This window comes from Variovorax sp. P5_A3 (assembly GCF_056400665.1).
Map to the genome: position 1 here is coordinate 98,761 of NZ_JBFUKW010000001.1, position 15,050 is coordinate 113,810.

Here is a 15,050-nt window from a genome sequence, read left to right on the forward strand (position 1 = left end):
GCGGCCCGGCGAGGTTGCTAGCGGGTCAGGTAGTAGGCCGAGAATTCGCCACTGCCGTAACTGCACCGCTGGAACCCCATGCGACGGAGCCGTTCCTCGAACCGGGGGCTCGCGATGTTCTCGAGGTAGAGCACCCGCGCCTGCAGGTCATCACTGCCGTGGACGAAGCGCTCGACGAACCTGGCGAAGTAGCCCTGTCCCCGGGCACTGTCGGCCACCATGACATTGGCCAGGCACAAGGCGGGCTCACCAGGGGTGGAGGGCTTGAACCACGAGTAGCGCGTGTAGGCCTGAAGCACCGTGCTGTGGTACCAGCTCGAGACGACGTCGTGAGCGCGGGGAACACTGGCTTCGAACTGGGCGAGCCAAGCGAAGTAGAGGTCCAGTTCGGCCTCCAGGTGGGTCGTGCAGTCCATGGGCCATGGTAGCCCGCGAGCAATGCATACTTTTGCGCTCGCGCAACACTTGAGCTGCAAGAACGACACTATTTCACAGGGAATTTCCCGAAGAAGAAATAGCCGAGCGAGTACGTTTGGCGCGCTCACTCGCCGCGCATCCTCTCGCTGGAGGATGACCGCCGCGCAGCCGCCCGGCACCTTCGGATTGACGCCACGCAGATCCAGATTGAGACTGGCATCCTCCGCCGTGAGCATGAACAAACTTGTTCCGAGTTATGGAGAACCTGGCCGATCCGCACTCGACGTCCCCGGTGACCTGCAGGCATTGTGCTGCGCTGCTGCAGGAGGGGGATCGGTTTTGCCGGTTCTGTGGGACGGATCAGGCCATCACGGCGGGTACGGGCAAGGCAAAGTATTCCGGGGCCAAGGCCCTGGTGCCGATCGAGGTGGACTTCTCGGACACCATCCAGCCTGATCAGGAGAGCATCGGCAATCTCGTTCTCACGCGCGCCACCAATGACGAAGTGAGCTCCGAGATCGGGCTCGTCCGTCCGGGTGCCCTCTGGCAGAAGGAGGTGCTTGGAGGGCGTGGCCCGCGCCATTGGGCGGGCAGTTCGCTGGTGCCGTTTCGCCTGGTGATCGCGATTGCCGCGACCCTGGCGGTCCTGGTGGCCGCCTTGATGTTCGACCACTTCTATCTCGACAAGGAAAGCGATGCCGGCAGGCAGCGTGAGCTCAAGACGAACATCGCGCACGTGCAGAGTGCCTTGAGCCGCGGCGACCTGGGCGTAGCGGAACGAGTGCTCGACGAGTTGGACATCGACCACGCGGATGACCCTGCCGTGCTGCTGTTGAGGGAAACGTTCGACCAGCGGGTGCAGGCGCAAGCCGACCGTCGTGAACAGCTTCAGAACGCCGCAGGGAAGGCATCGAGTGCATTGGGAATGGCGGAGTCCGCCGCTCCGGTGCCCCCGGTTCAACCGGCCACCCCTGCCCGCTTGCCGCTGGAGCCTCCCAAGGCAGAGGCACCTGCGCGGGCAAATGGCGTAGCGGATCCGAAGGAAAAAGAGTGCAATGAAGCGCTCGCAGCGCTTGCCTTGTGCCAGAGATGAGAAAGCAAGAAGAGAGAGAGAGGGAGAGCGAGGAGCGAAAAGGGAGCCGGGCATCGCCTGGCGAGGTTCACCAATCTTCGATGGAGCCAGCATGCCTACAAGAATCCTGTTCACCGGCCTGATGTGGATGGCCCTCCTGTCCTGCGCACTCGCGGCGCCCAAGGCGGAATACAAGATCGTCACCGCCTCCAAGACCGGCACCTACATTCAGATCGGCCAGGACTTGGCGAAGTGGGTTGCCGAGCCCGCGGGCATCGACCTCGAGGTGCTGGAGTCGAAGGGGTCGGCGGAGAATGTCCAGCGCATGCGCTTCGAACCCGGCGTCAAGCTGGCGCTGGTGCAGTCGGACGTCTACCAGGCCTTTCTCGACGAGGCGAAAGCGGGCAACGCGGATGCCGGCAACATCATCCGTCCGCTGCGCCTGATCATGCCGCTCTATGACGAGGAGATCTATTTCGTCGCGCGCGCAGACTCGCCGCTGAACGCCATCCACGAGATCAAGGACAAGAAGATCAGCGTCGGGCCGCTGGGCAGCGGCACGGCACTCACCGCACGGACGCTCTACCAGCTGATGTTCGACGAGCCGATATCGCCCGCGAATGCGCAGTACCTCACCAACGAGGACGCCCTGGTCAAGCTCACCGTCGACAAGACGATCGATGTCGCCATCATCGTGGCCGGCCAGCCGGCCAAGCTGTTCTCGGACATGAAGCCCGAGGCGCGCAAGTTCATCAAGATCCTGAAGCTGGACGAAGCGGCGCCTGAAACGGCGCGCGCGAAGAAGACCTACTTCCCCGCGGCCATTCGCGTCAGCAGCTACCCCTCATGGCTCACGGCCGATACTCCTACCCTCACGGTGAAGGCTTATCTTGTCACCTATGACTACGGGCTGCAGTCGACGGTCGGCAATCTCGTCCGGTTCGGAGAGTCGCTCTGCGCCAATTTCGACAAGCTCCAGGCCAACGGGCATCCCAAGTGGAAGCAGGTGCGCCTGGAACTGCCCCCGCTGAGCCAGGGGTGGCGCTACTACGGCCCCATGGAGAAGCGCATGCGCGCCTGCATCGCAGGCAAGGCAGGCTTCGGCGCACCCATGTCCGCCAAGACGCAGGCATCCGCGCCGGCGCAGGCGCCAGCTCGCCCATGCACGGAGCAGGAACTGGTGCTCGGCATCTGCCGGAAGTGAGTCCTGCCTCCCGGCGGCAGTGTAGACTGCCGGGTTTATCCAAATTGGCAGCATGGTGCAAGTGTCACGGCGCACAGGTTTCACCGGCTCGGCGCTCGTTCGCTTGCTCGCTCGGCTAACCGAAACCGGCGTTCCCGAATCCAAACAGGCCTTCGCGGACCGATTGAGTCAATGGGTCAGCTGGACCGACGCGATCTCGCTCGCGGGGGCGCTCGACGGCAGTCCCGCCGCCTCATCTGCGTCATCCGGCGCACGAACGGCCTTGAGCGCTGAAGAAAGCGAATGCGGTCGCGCGCGGGCCGCGCTGGCGCATGCCATCGCCGCCCCCATGGACCCGGCAACCGACTTCTCGCCGTACCGCCAGCGCTACCTCTCCCGGCAGCAGGCGATGGAAGCGGGCATCGGCCCGTTGCGCGAGCGCCTGAGGGCCCGGCTGGCCGCCGGAACGCCTGCCATGGCGCGTCTTGCGTCCGTCGATGCCGTCATGGAGCAGGTGCTGGGCGCACACGAGCACCGCTTGTTGGCGACCGTGCCCGGTCTGCTCGAAAAGCACTTCGGTCGCTTGCGGAAAGCCGATCAGGCCCAACAGGCCGACCAGGCGGCCCAGCCTGACACGCAGTGGCTGGACGTGTTCCGCAAGGACATGCAAGGCGTGCTGCTCGCCGAACTGGATATTCGATTTCAACCGGTCGACGGGCTGCTCGAAGCCCTTCGCATGAGTCAGTGAGTTAACCAGGCCCCCATGACCAGATTTCTTCATTTCACCGCCTTCCTTGTCGGCCTCGTCGCCGTCTGCTGGGTCGGCATCGGATACGTCGGCACGAACCCGCTGGCGCTGGCAATCACGGTACTGATCGGCGCGTTCTACCTGATGGGCGCGCTGGAACTGCATCGCTTCGATCAGGCCACTGCCACCCTGGCGCATGCCGTAACGGACATGCCCGCGCCGCCGACGAGCCTGGGCCAGTGGCTCGAGCAGTTGCACCCTTCCCTTCGCAACGCCGTGCGACTGCGCGTCGAGGGTGAACGCGTCGCGCTGCCGGGCCCCGCGCTGACGCCCTACCTTGCAGGGCTGCTGGTGCTGCTGGGGATGCTCGGCACCTTCCTCGGCATGGTCGTCACGTTGAACGGCACCGGCACGGCGCTCGAGAGCGCATCGGACCTGCAAGGCATGCGCGCTTCGCTGGCGGCTCCAGTGAAGGGCCTGGGCGTGGCATTCGGCACCTCGCTCGCGGGCGTCGCCGCATCGGCGATGCTGGGACTCGTCTCCGCCCTGTGCCGCCGCGACAGGCTGCAGAGCGCACAGATGCTCGACACGCGCATTGCGACCACCTTGCGCGTCTTCTCCCTGGCCCATCAGCGCGAGGAGTCCTTCAGGCTGCTGCAGCAACAGGGCCAAATGATGCCGGCATTGGTCGATCGGTTGCAGGCCATGATGGCGGCCATCGAGCAACAGAGCCAGGCCCTGAACGAACGCCTGGTCGCCAGTCAGGACACCTTCCACGGCAAGGCTGAAGCCGTGTATGCGAACCTGGCCTCCTCCGTCGGCCGATCATTGAACGAGAGCCTGACCGAGAGCGCCCGCGCGGCCAGTGCGACGATCCAGCCTGTCGTCGAAGCCACGATGGCCAGCATTGCGCGCGAAACCGCGTCGCTGCACAGCACGGTCGAGCACGGCGTGCAACAGCAACTCGATGGACTCTCGAGTCGCTTCGAGGCCAGCACGTCGACAGTCGCGGATCTCTGGAAGACAGCGCTCGTCGGGCAGCAGAACACGAATGAAGCGTTGTCGAGGGACTTGCGCGCGTCGCTCGACCAGTTCGCCGAGACCTTCGAGCGGCGATCCGTATCGCTGGTGGACAACGTGTCCGGCCGCCTCGAAACCGCGGTCGGGAACGTGTCGGGAACATGGAGCAACGCCCTGGCGCAGCAAGCGCGCGTCAGCGAGCAGCTGTCGACGGACACGCAAGGGGCGCTGGCCGCGGCTGCGGCCACCTTCGAGTCGCATTCGGCTTCGCTCCTGCGCACGGTGGACCAGGCGCATGCGAGCCTGCAGACCGAGATGGCGTCGCGGGACACGCAACGACTTGCAGCCTGGACCCAGGCGCTCGAAGCCATCGCCACCTCGCTCCAGCAGGAGTGGCAGGAGGCCGGCACGCGCACGGAGACCCAGCAGCAGGAGATCTGCAAGACGCTGGCCGAAACCGCGCGCGAGATCTCCGCCCAGAACGAGGCACATGCGAAGAACACGATCGCCGAGATCGCCCAGCTCATGCAGGCCGCTTCGGATGCGCCTCGTGCCGCGGCCGAAGTGATCGCCGAACTGCGCCAGAAGCTGTCCGACAGCATGGCGCGCGACAACGCGATGCTGGAGGAGCGCAGCCGAATCCTCGAGACGCTGGAGACCCTGCTGAGTGCCGTGAACCATGCCTCCACCGAACAGCGCTCGGCGATCGACGCGCTGGTCGGCGCGTCGGCGGATCTGCTGGGCCGTGTCGGCACGCAGTTCAACGAAAAGGTGGATGCGGAAACCGTCAAGATGACTGACGCCGCCGCGCAGATCACCGGCAGCGCGGTCGAGGTCGCCAGCCTGGGCGAGGCATTCGGCTTCGGCGTCCAGTTGTTCAGCGAATCGAACGAGAAGCTCGTGGCGCAGTTGCAGCGCATCGAAGGTGCGCTCGGCAAGGCCATCGCGCGCAGCGATGAGCAACTGGACTACTACGTGGCGCAGGCCCGCGAAGTCATCGACTTGAGCATCATGTCGCAGAAGCAGATCGTCGAGGATCTGCAGCAACTCGCGAGCAACCGCTCCGCCATAGGCAGCGAAGCGTGATGACGGAGGAACTCGACGCCGGCGTGGAGCCGACGGTGCCCGTCTGGGCCGTTTTCGGCGACCTGATGTCGGGGCTCCTGGGGGCCTTCGTGTTGATCCTCGTGTGCGTGGTCGGCATGCAGCTCGATCTCACGACGAAGCTGGAGGCCGAGATCAGGCAGCGGCAGGAGGCGGCGCAGCGCCTGCACGCGTTGGAGAAGGCGCTGGCGGGCCCGCTGGCAGCAGGCCGGGTGACACTGAACAACGGGCGCATCGGCATCAGCGGCAGCGTGCTGTTTGCAGTCAATTCCGCCGAGCTGCAACCCGAAGGCCGGCAACTGCTGAAGACCCTGACCGCACCCCTGACCGCCTACCTGCAGGCACGCGAGGAGATCCTGATGGTGAGCGGCTTCACCGACGACCGGCAGGTGCGCGGAGGCAATCGCCAGTTCGCCGACAACTGGGAGCTCTCGGCACAGCGTGCCCTCACGGTGACGCGTGCGCTGATCGAGGAAGGCATCCCGTCGTCCTCGGTCTTCGCTGCAGCGTTCGGCTCCGAGCAGGCAGTGGCGTCGAATGCCGATGCCGATGGCCGGTCGAAGAACCGGCGGGTGGAAATGGCGCCCACGCCGAGGCCGTCCAACGCCGTCGTGAAGTCCCGTGAGTAGTGACATGGCCATCGACGCCGCGGCGACGATCGATGCATGGCGCGCCCGTGGCGACCATCGCTTCGACCCTGTCCGCTTTCGCTTCGTCGAGGCGCTGGCCGGGCGGGCAGCCAACCATCGCGGCGAAGCCCGGCGCATCCTGGACGACAAGGTGTCCGCGCTGCTCGCGGTGTATGGCGAGGATCTCGAGAAGGCACGCGACGCCGGTGAAAACGCCACGAAGCAGGACGAGAAGTCCCGACCTCAGCGTGGTGCGCTCGGTGCGCTCGTCGATCACATCGCCAGGCATGCGTCATCCATCGATGACGCGCCAGCGGCCAAGGACGAGCTGAAGACACTCACGCATTTCAGGAGCACCTGGTCACGGCTCAGCGCCGAACGACGGCTGACGCAATCGCTGGCGACGGTGCCGCTGAATGCCGGCCCGCTCAACTCCCATCATCTCGTGCATCGATCGCTCCGGTTGATGCGCGACCTGTCGCCGGAATATCTCAACCGCTTCGTCTCGTACGTCGACGCTCTGCTGGGGCTCGAGCAGCTCCATGGCGCCATTGCACTCGGCGGGACCGACGCACCGCGTGCCGAGAAGAAGACGAGCCGCGGCAAATCGGGCTGACGACGGCCGGCTATTGCATCTTGCCGAGATTGCCGATGCGCACCAGCATCTCGGTGAACATCTGCATGTCCGCGTCGAGGTCGACGACTTCCTTGAATTCCTTCGCGTTGTGCGCCGTGTATTTCTTGCCCGGCATGGCCGGACCGAAATTGATGGCGTTGGGCATCAGCTTGGCGGTCGTGCTGCCCGCGGTCGGCACGGGCTTGGCTTCGAGACCGGTGGTGTCGCCGAAGATGTTGAGCAGCGTCGAGAGCCAGGCGCCTTTGGGATCACGCGCCATCCAGTCGCCTTGCTGGTAGTCGATCTCGATCGTCGCCTGGTTGCTTGCCGCCCATGCATTGATCTTCTCGTTGACGGCTTGCGTGAGCTTCTCGGGCGTGTTCCCGCGCGGCATGCGCACATTGGCGGTGACTTCGAGCTTGCCGTCCTTCTCGCGAACGAGGGTGGGCGACATCGTCAGCGGGCCCATGAACTCGTCGCCGTAGCCCATACCCATTTTTTCGCCGAGGTAGCCGGTGCCGTAGAGATCGTTGAGGTACTTGATGGCCTTGCTGTACTGGTTGCCGCCCGTGACCGTGGCGGACTCCTGCAGGAACAGCGCAAGACGCGGCAAAGGGTTGACGCCCTCCTCCGGCCGCGAACCGTGCGCGGACACGCCGGTGACCTTCACCTCCACGCTGTCGGCTTGCTTGACGATGTCGATGCTGAACTTGCCTCCCTGGGTTTCGTACTTCTGGATGAAGGGCATCTTCGCGAATTCCAGCCGCGCGGCGACCTGGTTCAGGTCACCACCCTTCAGCGTGGCGGTGGCCGTCTGCGGGATCGCATTGGCCGAGGCCGAGCCGGTCATCGCGGTGATCGAAGTGCGAGCGGCGTTGCTACCATCCACTGAGTCGACCGGGAAGAAGACCTTCAGCGCACCGGAACCCTTTTCGGCAACGACGGCCGGGTACTTGCTGTCGAGCACGATGTTGTAGTCGGGCAGTGGCGTCTTCGCCCGGTAGTACTTCATGCCGTCACCGCCCGTTTCCTCGGTGGTCTCGATCATGAGACGGATGGTGCGGTCGAGCGGCAAGCCGCTCTCCTTCACGGTCTTCATCGCGTAGAGGACCGCCGCGATGGAACCCTTGTCGTCGATGGTGCCGCGGCCGTAGAGGTAGTCGCCTACGCGGGTCATCTTGAAGGGGTCGAGCTTCGTGCCATCGTCGAGCACCCATTCGTCCGCGACGACAGGCACGACGTCGGCATGGGTCAGGATGCCGAACTCCTCCTTGCCGTGGCCCGGCAGCTTGACTTCGAAGATGCGGTTGTCGACGTTGCGGTACTGGAGGCCGAAGTCCCTGGCCATCTTCTCGACGAGTTGGCCGAACTCGATGATCGGTTTGCTCTCGTGCGGCGGAATCTTGTCGTCGCGCACGGTCGGTATCGCGACCATCGCCTCCAGGGAAGCAATCACCGCCTTCTGGTTGTGCAGTCGGTTGTAGAGGCCGAGCAGCCGGCTGATGTTGGTGAGGTCGTCGCCGGTGAGCGGCGTCTTCCTTTCGTACGCGGCGATACTGGCCTTGAGGCCGGGGTTCACCCTCGCGGCCTGCGCGAGGAAGGCACGAAAGCTGGTCGAAGGGGCAGCCTGCTGGGCTGCGACGAGCTTGTCGAGTTCGGGCCTCTTGAGCGTCTCGCAGAGCGCGGGTTGGGCGAGTGCCAGTGCGAGTGCCGCCGAGAGGGCGGACAGAGTCGATCGATTCATGACGGGATCCGGATTCAGGGAATGTGCGTAGTCGTGCGAGTCTACGCAGGCTGCAGCGCTCGGCGCTCCCTATCCCATAACATCAGAAGAAGTTGCAGGCCGGCGGCTGGTGGGGAAGCCACGGGGGCAGTTCGGCGGAGAGTCGCCAGCGCAACCCGCCAAGCCTGAACGCGCCATGCGGCGTGTTCGAGAGTTGTCCCAGCGCGACCCAGCCCTGCATGCCCGGCTTGAATTCCTGCACGAAGGTAAACAGACTGCTCGCTGGCGTCACTTGGGCATTGGTGTAGTCCCACTCGAAGTACGAGCAGCTGAACGGAAAGTTGGGCGGCGGGAAAGGCAGGGGTGGACCGCTGTCGAAAAAGCCGACGAGCGGCATCCGGAATATTTCCTGGATCTCCGCGAACCCCGCAGGCAGTGGTGCGCCAGGGGCACCGCTGACCGAGGGCCCGGTGGGCTGGACGTCGCATTCGAAGACCGATGCGCCAAACTGCAGCACCTTCGTCTTCGTGGACTGGATCGCAAAAGAGGCCAACTGCTTGGCATAGGCGTAGACGGCGTCACCGACCACGACGGCGTTCAGGTTGTCGAGGTACATGCGCACGGCATAGTTGTGCCACTTCGTTCCCGTGCTGCGGACGGTGTACGGGATCAGCAGGATCAGCTCGGTGTAAGGCGGAATACCGGCCTTGATCGGCGCGCCGTTGCGCACCCAGCAAAGGTCACCCTGCTTGCCGATCATGAGGATCACCGGATGTCGCGTCGCGCCGGGGTCGGCGTGCTCCGCCAGGCTCAATCCCGGAGGCAATGCGGCGGTGACGAGGGTGGCATTCAATGTCGTGACGAACATCGCGCCTTCATAGGTCGCCTGCCCGCCGTTGACGACGGATGTCGAACTCGGCGTGTAGCTTCCCACGAAGTTGGCAGGGTCCAGGGGATTCAGGGGAGGAGGCGCCAGGGGCGGCGCCACGGCCACCACGCTGTTCCGCCATCCGGGCCAAAGCCTGCGGAGCCAGGTCACGAGCGTGTCGATCCACGAGAACCAGGCCGGGTGTCGTGGCGATCGATCGTGGGGAGGCGCTTGATCCACAAATCCTCCGGCGCGTGAGCGAAAGGCATACCTTGCGCCGTTTCGCGCGCGATGTCGATCCTCCGGCGGAGGGATGAAACGGCCTGTGACGGGCTACTGGTTCAGGGCGTCGCGGCCCCCGAACACCCAAGGCAGCAACAATGCCGCGTCGGCGCGCATGCGCAGGTCGGCGGCCTCGCCGTCATAGCGGCTGTTGACCTGGGCGATCTGGTTGTTGTAGAGCTCGCCCTCGGCGATGAGCACATCCAGCAGCGTGCGACGCCCGAGGTGGTACCACTGCTCGAAGAAGATCTTGCGCACCCGATCGGAGTCCTTGATCAGGGGCGTGTACTCCTTGGCCCTGCCCAGGGCCGCATCGCGCTGCTGCGCCGAGGTGCGAAGCCGGTACTCCAGGTCGCGCGTGGCCACCGCCGCCTTGTCCTGGCTGGCCTGCGCACGGCCGAAGGCCGCACGCTCCGCCGCCTGCCCCGAGCCGCCCTGGAAGGCGGTCCACTGCACCGACAGCCCGGTCGCCCAGGGCTGCACGTTGCCGTAGGCATCCTGCTGCGTGGTCTTGGACACCACCCAGTTGAGCTGCGGCAGGCGCGAGGCGTGCACCGATTGCGCGTACAGGTCCGCCGCCTTCGCCTCCGCCCTCGCCTGGCGCAGCGAGGGATGATCGGGCGCTGCGAGCAACGCCTCCTGCACGTCCAGCACGGGCGCGTTCCATGACGGCTGCGCCGGCAGCCTGACCTCCTCGCCGACCAGCTTGGCCAGGCTGATCTGGACCTCGCGCTGCCGGGCCACGACCAGGTCGCGGCTGGCCAGCGCCTGCAGGCGACGCCCGCGCGCCTGCACCAGCTCGCTGTCGCGGCCGCGATCGACCTTGACGATCTCCGCGAGCATGTCCACCAGTTCGCCCATGCGCGCCACGTAGGCGTCGCTGATCGCCAGCGCCTGCTGGTTGCGCCGCAGCTCGATCAGCCCGTTGACCGTGTCGTAGGCCACCTGCTGGCGCACCTGCAGCATCTGCTCCTGCGCCGCCTTGGCGGTCTCGGTGCGGCTCTCCACGGTGGCACTGATGCGCCCCCAGTCGTACACAGGGGTGCTCACCTGCACGTTGCCGATGGCATTGCGCGCCGAGTCGTTGGTGCCGGGGCCGAAGGTCGCCGAGGGCGTGGCCGCACCGACCTGCACCTGCGGCCAGCGCTGGCCCTTGGCCTCGTCGATGTCGAACTGCGAGGCCTGCCACTTGGAGGTGGCCTCGCGCACGTCCGGGCTGATCGCCAGCGCCTTGGCCACCGTGCGCTCCAGGAAGTCGCGCCAGCCGCCGTCCGGGCCGGCGGTGCTGGCGGACGCGGCAGGCATGTCCTTCGGCCTGGGAGCAGGCAGGCTGGCCACCACCGGTGGCTCGATGTCCTTCCACTGCTTCTCGCGCGGCGGCGGCGCGGGGGACGACGCTTCGGCCCTTGCGACGGGCGGCTGCGGTGGAGGGGCAGGCACCGGCGCAGCGACAGGCTTCGGTGCTGGTGCCGCTGCCTGCGTGGATGAAGCCACCGGTGCCGGCTTCGCAGCCGCGGGCCTGGTCACCGACGGCTTGGCCGCCGCAGGCCCCTCGTCGGCGAAGCTGCCCCACTCCAGCACCCGCGGTGCCTGAGCTTGCGCCTGCGCCATCGCCTCCGCGCCCAGCGACAACGGCAGCAGCACGAGCGCCCGCGCCAGCCGACTTCGCGCGGCAGGCGATGCCAAGGTGTTCGAGGTGTTCTTCTTCCCGCCCACGCTCATCGCTCCCGGAAGGCTTCACGCGCCTTCAGCACCGGCTTGAGCAGGTAGCTCAGGATCGTCTTCTCGCCCGTGCGCACCTCCGCCGTGGCGATCATCCCCGGGATGATCGGGTACTCCTTGCCCCCCGCGGCCAGCGCCGCCTTGTCGGTGCGCACCACCAGCCGGTAGTAGGTCGCGTCGGGCCGCCCCGCACGCGACTTCTCGTCGTCCTTCAGCGTGTCCGGGCTCACGTATTCCACCGTGCCCTTCAGCCCGCCGTAGATCGCGTAGTCGTACGCCGAGATCTTCACCGTCGCCGGCAACCCCGGCCGCAGGAACGCCACGTCCGAGGGCTTGATCTTCGCCTCCACCAGCAACTGGTCCTCCAGCGGCACGATCTCCATGATGTCCGCCCCCTGCTGGATCACCCCTCCAATGGTGGTGATGCGGATGTTCTTCACCGTGCCGCGCACCGGCGCCCGCACGGTGGTGCGCCTCATGACGTCCTCGCGCCCGCCCACGTTCTCCTTGGCCTGCGCGAGCTCGCCCTCCAGCCGCGTCAGCTCCGAGTTGGCCTCGGCCTTGAACTTGTTCTGCCGCTCCGCGATCTGCAGGCGGAACTCGTTGGCCTGGCGCTTCATGCGCAGGATCTCCACCTCCGACATCAGCCCGCGCCTGGACAGCGGCTCGGACATCTCGATCTCCTTCTGCGCCAACTCCAGGCTGCGCTGCAGCGCCTGCACGCTCTCGTTGAGCGACTGGCGCCTCGCATTGAAGGCATCGGTCTCATCCCGCACGATCGAGGGCACCGCCTTCACGTCCGGCGGGAAGTCCAGCGGCTTCTGGTAGGCCTCCGCGCGCAGCCGCGTGATCGCCCCCTTCAGCGCCAGCACCTTGGACAGCCCCTCCCGGTAGGCCGCGCCCGCGCGCTTCTCGTCGATCTCCAGCAGGATCTGGCCCTTCTCCACCACGTCGCCCTCCCTCACGAGCAGCGCCTCCAGGATGCCGCCTTCCAGGCTCTGGATGACCTGCTCGCGACTCGCGGGGATGACCCGGCCTTCGCCCTGCGTGATCTCCTCCACCTTCGCGAAGTGCGCCCACACCACTGCCACCACCAGCAGGGTCGCGATCAGGTACAGCACCAGCATGCTGCCGGGGGTCTTCTGCACCAGCATGGCCGCGCGCAGGTCCTGCACGAAGGCGATGTCTTCCGCGCGGGCGCGCCCGCTCGGGCCTGGCGCTGCGCCCTGCCCGGTCACGGCCGGCGGGGTGGGGGTCGCCAGTGCGACCGCGTTGGCTTCGCTCATGCCGGGCTCCCTTCGAGGTTGGTGTTGTTGTTCGTGTTGTTGGCGTTTGTGTTGGTGGCGCTGGTGGTGGTGGCAGCGCCACCACCGCGCAGGCGCTCCATCACCGCCTCCTTCGGCCCATCCAGGAAGACCTTGCCCTCCCCGTCCATGACCACGATGCGCTCCACCAGGTCGAGCACCGACAGCCGGTGGGTGGCCACCACGACGGTCTGCCCCTCGGTGGCCGCTGCCATGCGGCGCAGGAAGTGGTGCTCGGTCTGCAGGTCCATCGAGCTGGTGGGCTCGTCCATCAGCAGGATGCTCGGGCGCAGCAGCAGGCAGCGCGCGAGCGCAACCAGCTGGCGCTGGCCGCCCGACAGCCCGTGGCCGCCTTCCCCGATGGGCATGCCGTAGCCACGCGGATGGCGCGCAGCGATGGCGTCGATGCCCGTCAGCCGCGCCACGCGCAGGAACTCCTCGGTGCTCGCCGCAGGGTTGCCGATGGTGACGTTGTCGCGCAGCGTGCCGTGGAACAGCCGCGCGTCCTGGCTCAGCAGCCCGATGGCCGCGCGCACGTCCGCAGGGTCGATCTGCCCGACGTCCACCCCGTCCATGAGCACCTGCCCGCCGGTGGGCTGGTACAGCGCCGCCATGATGCGCAGCAGCGTGGACTTGCCGCTGCCGATGTTGCCCAGGATGCCCACGCGCTCGCCGGGGCGGATGTCCAGGCTCACCCCTTGCAGCACGGGCGGTGCCGGCTGCATGGGTGGCGCCGGGTAGGCGAAGTTGATGCGCTTGAGGGTGATGTGGCCGGCGAACTCCGGCTTGGCGAGGTAGCGCCGGTCGGCCAGCCGGTCCGACGGCTTGGCCATCACCTGGTTGAGCGAGCGCAGCGCGCTCTTGGCCTGCTGGAAGCGCACCGCCAGCCCGACCACGGCCGCCAGCGGCGCGGTGGAGCGCCCGGCGAGCATCACGGTGCCGAACAGCGCCCCCATGGTGAGCGTGCCGTCGTGGATCAGGTACACACCCCACACGACGATGATGACGGTCTGGATCTGCTGCACGAAGGTGACGACGTTGACCGCCAGGCTCGACAGCGCCCGCGACTTCATCGAGCTGGTGGCCGCCAGCGCGCTGAAGTTCTCCCACTTCTGCTGCATGACGCCTTCGCCGCGCGCCGCCTTCAGCGACTCCATGCCTTCGATGGATTCGATCAGCAGGCCCTGCTTGAGCGAGCCCTCGCGCAGGTTCTCCTGCATGACGCGCGCCAGCGGCCACTGGATGGCCACGCTGATCACGATGATGACCGGGATGGCCAGCAGCGGCACCAGCGCCAGCGGACCGCCGATGAGCGCGATGATGCCCACGAACAGCAGGCAGAACGGCAGGTCCGACAGCGTCGAGATGGTGGCCGAGGTGACGAAGTCGCGCACCGACTCGAACTCGCGCAGCTGGTTGGCCGAGGAGCCCGAGGAGGCGGGCTTGTGCTCCATGCGGGTGGCCAGCAGCTTGCGAAACAGCATCGCCCCGAGGATCAGGTCGGCCTTCTTGCCTGCAACGTCCACCAGGTGGGAGCGCACATGGCGCGCGCAGGTCTCGAACACGATCGCCACGCACACGCCGATGGCCAGCGACCACAAGGTGACGTAGGCCTGGTTGGGCACCACCCGGTCGTACACGTTCATGGTGAAGAAGGTGCTCGCCAGCGTCAGCACGTTGATCAGCAGCGCCGCCAGCGCCGCGCTCGCGTAGTAGCGCCGGTAGCGCCACAGCGTGGCGAACAGCCAGTGGCCTTCGCTGGCTTCGGCCTCGGGGCCGGCGCGGTCGTCCAGTTGCGGCTGCGGCTTGGCCAGCAGCGCCTGACCCCCGTACAACTCCGACACCTCGGCCGCGCTCAGCTTCACGCTCACGCCGTGCGCCTCGGGCAGCAGCACGTCGTAGCTCGCGCTCCCGCCGCTGCCGTGGCGCGCCGTCAGCACGCACGCCCGCCCGTCCTTGCGCAGCACCACCACAGGGAACAGGTACGACAGCAGCCCGCCCACGTCCCGGCTCACCCACCCCGCATCGATCCCCGCCTGCTCCAGCATCCGCACAGCCAGCGACGGCGTCACTCGTGCCTCGCGCGGCAACCCAGCCTGCAGCGCCGCCTCGCTCAGCACCACACCGTAGTGCGCGCACAGCCAATGCACCGCAGCCAGCAGGACGTCCTGATCTTCTTCCGCGTCCATTGTGGGCTGCGCCTTCACGAGCACGTCCTCCTGGGCCATCACTGCCGCCATTGAAATTCCTTGTTGAATCGGGATGCGAGGGCAGTCCTGCCCGTGCCCGGCGTGTTGCCGGCGATCGCTGTCGCGATGATCGAAAGCCAAAATCAGCCTATGCGATCGACTTTATGGAACGG

Annotated in this window: 12 protein-coding genes; 6 read left to right on the forward strand and 6 right to left on the reverse strand. The window is 66.6% G+C overall.

Translation table 11 applies throughout. The features are described from left to right. Window positions 1-17 precede the first annotated feature (17 nt). On the reverse strand, window positions 18-416 hold the full coding sequence (locus tag AC1D3B_RS00375; protein ID WP_478188684.1) for a hypothetical protein: 399 nt from the start codon (window positions 414-416) through the stop codon (window positions 18-20). A 257-nt stretch (window positions 417-673) separates the two neighbouring features. Here AC1D3B_RS00375 and AC1D3B_RS00380 point away from each other — a divergent pair, with 257 nt between their 5' ends. From AC1D3B_RS00380 to AC1D3B_RS00405, 6 genes are all read left to right on the forward strand, one after another. Beyond that, a complete protein-coding gene (locus AC1D3B_RS00380; RefSeq protein ID WP_478188685.1) occupies window positions 674-1,510 on the forward strand; it encodes a hypothetical protein in 837 nt (278 codons plus the stop codon). Between the two features lie 91 nt (window positions 1,511-1,601). After that, the gene (locus AC1D3B_RS00385; protein WP_478188686.1) at window positions 1,602-2,693 is read left to right on the forward strand and encodes a TAXI family TRAP transporter solute-binding subunit; all 1,092 of its coding nucleotides are present in this window, start codon (window positions 1,602-1,604) and stop codon (window positions 2,691-2,693) included. A gap of 52 nt (window positions 2,694-2,745) precedes the next feature. After that, window positions 2,746-3,420, forward strand: a complete 675-nt coding sequence (locus AC1D3B_RS00390) for a DUF3348 domain-containing protein (RefSeq protein WP_478188687.1) — start codon at window positions 2,746-2,748, stop codon at window positions 3,418-3,420. 15 nt (window positions 3,421-3,435) lie between these two features. Continuing rightward, entirely contained in the window at window positions 3,436-5,526 is a 2,091-nt protein-coding gene (locus tag AC1D3B_RS00395; RefSeq protein ID WP_478188688.1) for a DUF802 domain-containing protein, read from the forward strand. Beyond that, complete coding sequence (locus AC1D3B_RS00400) at window positions 5,526-6,173, forward strand: OmpA family protein (RefSeq protein ID WP_478188689.1); 648 nt, start codon at window positions 5,526-5,528, stop codon at window positions 6,171-6,173. The genes AC1D3B_RS00395 and AC1D3B_RS00400 overlap by 1 nt, the downstream gene beginning before the upstream one ends. A gap of 4 nt (window positions 6,174-6,177) precedes the next feature. Next, window positions 6,178-6,789 (forward strand): DUF2894 domain-containing protein, encoded by a 612-nt coding sequence (locus AC1D3B_RS00405; RefSeq protein ID WP_478188690.1) that lies wholly within the window; start codon window positions 6,178-6,180, stop codon window positions 6,787-6,789. A 10-nt stretch (window positions 6,790-6,799) separates the two neighbouring features. Here AC1D3B_RS00405 and AC1D3B_RS00410 read toward each other — a convergent pair whose 3' ends face one another. The 5 genes from AC1D3B_RS00410 to AC1D3B_RS00430 form a co-directional block, all read right to left on the reverse strand. Then, window positions 6,800-8,533 carry a dipeptidase gene (locus tag AC1D3B_RS00410; protein WP_478188691.1) on the reverse strand — a complete coding sequence of 578 codons (1,734 nt, stop codon included), beginning with the start codon at window positions 8,531-8,533 and terminating at the stop codon, window positions 6,800-6,802. An 82-nt stretch (window positions 8,534-8,615) separates the two neighbouring features. Beyond that, the gene (locus AC1D3B_RS00415; protein ID WP_478188692.1) at window positions 8,616-9,551 is read right to left on the reverse strand and encodes an acetoacetate decarboxylase family protein; all 936 of its coding nucleotides are present in this window, start codon (window positions 9,549-9,551) and stop codon (window positions 8,616-8,618) included. 162 nt (window positions 9,552-9,713) lie between these two features. Further along, window positions 9,714-11,378: a TolC family protein gene (locus AC1D3B_RS00420; protein WP_478188693.1), complete on the reverse strand. Its 1,665-nt coding sequence runs from the start codon at window positions 11,376-11,378 to the stop codon at window positions 9,714-9,716. Between the two features lie 2 nt (window positions 11,379-11,380). After that, on the reverse strand, window positions 11,381-12,670 hold the full coding sequence (locus AC1D3B_RS00425) for an HlyD family type I secretion periplasmic adaptor subunit (protein WP_478188694.1): 1,290 nt from the start codon (window positions 12,668-12,670) through the stop codon (window positions 11,381-11,383). Next, entirely contained in the window at window positions 12,667-14,928 is a 2,262-nt protein-coding gene (locus tag AC1D3B_RS00430; protein WP_478188695.1) for a type I secretion system permease/ATPase, read from the reverse strand. Before AC1D3B_RS00430 ends, AC1D3B_RS00425 begins: the two co-directional genes overlap by 4 nt. Between the last annotated feature and the right edge of the window lie 122 nt (window positions 14,929-15,050).

Excerpts from the sequence above, each read along its gene's own strand:
- AC1D3B_RS00405 (WP_478188690.1), top strand. The coding sequence starts at position 6,178 with ATGGCCATCGACGCCGCGGCGACGATCGATGCATGGCGCGCCCGTGGC.
- AC1D3B_RS00390 (WP_478188687.1), top strand. The coding sequence starts at position 2,746 with ATGGTGCAAGTGTCACGGCGCACAGGTTTCACCGGCTCGGCGCTCGTT.
- AC1D3B_RS00425 (WP_478188694.1), bottom strand. The coding sequence starts at position 12,670 with ATGAGCGAAGCCAACGCGGTCGCACTGGCGACCCCCACCCCGCCGGCC.
- AC1D3B_RS00385 (WP_478188686.1), top strand. The coding sequence starts at position 1,602 with ATGCCTACAAGAATCCTGTTCACCGGCCTGATGTGGATGGCCCTCCTG.
- AC1D3B_RS00430 (WP_478188695.1), bottom strand. The coding sequence starts at position 14,928 with ATGGCGGCAGTGATGGCCCAGGAGGACGTGCTCGTGAAGGCGCAGCCC.
- AC1D3B_RS00380 (WP_478188685.1), top strand. The coding sequence starts at position 674 with ATGGAGAACCTGGCCGATCCGCACTCGACGTCCCCGGTGACCTGCAGG.
- AC1D3B_RS00410 (WP_478188691.1), bottom strand. The coding sequence starts at position 8,533 with ATGAATCGATCGACTCTGTCCGCCCTCTCGGCGGCACTCGCACTGGCA.
- AC1D3B_RS00400 (WP_478188689.1), top strand. The coding sequence starts at position 5,526 with ATGACGGAGGAACTCGACGCCGGCGTGGAGCCGACGGTGCCCGTCTGG.
- AC1D3B_RS00375 (WP_478188684.1), bottom strand. The coding sequence starts at position 416 with ATGGACTGCACGACCCACCTGGAGGCCGAACTGGACCTCTACTTCGCT.
- AC1D3B_RS00395 (WP_478188688.1), top strand. The coding sequence starts at position 3,436 with ATGACCAGATTTCTTCATTTCACCGCCTTCCTTGTCGGCCTCGTCGCC.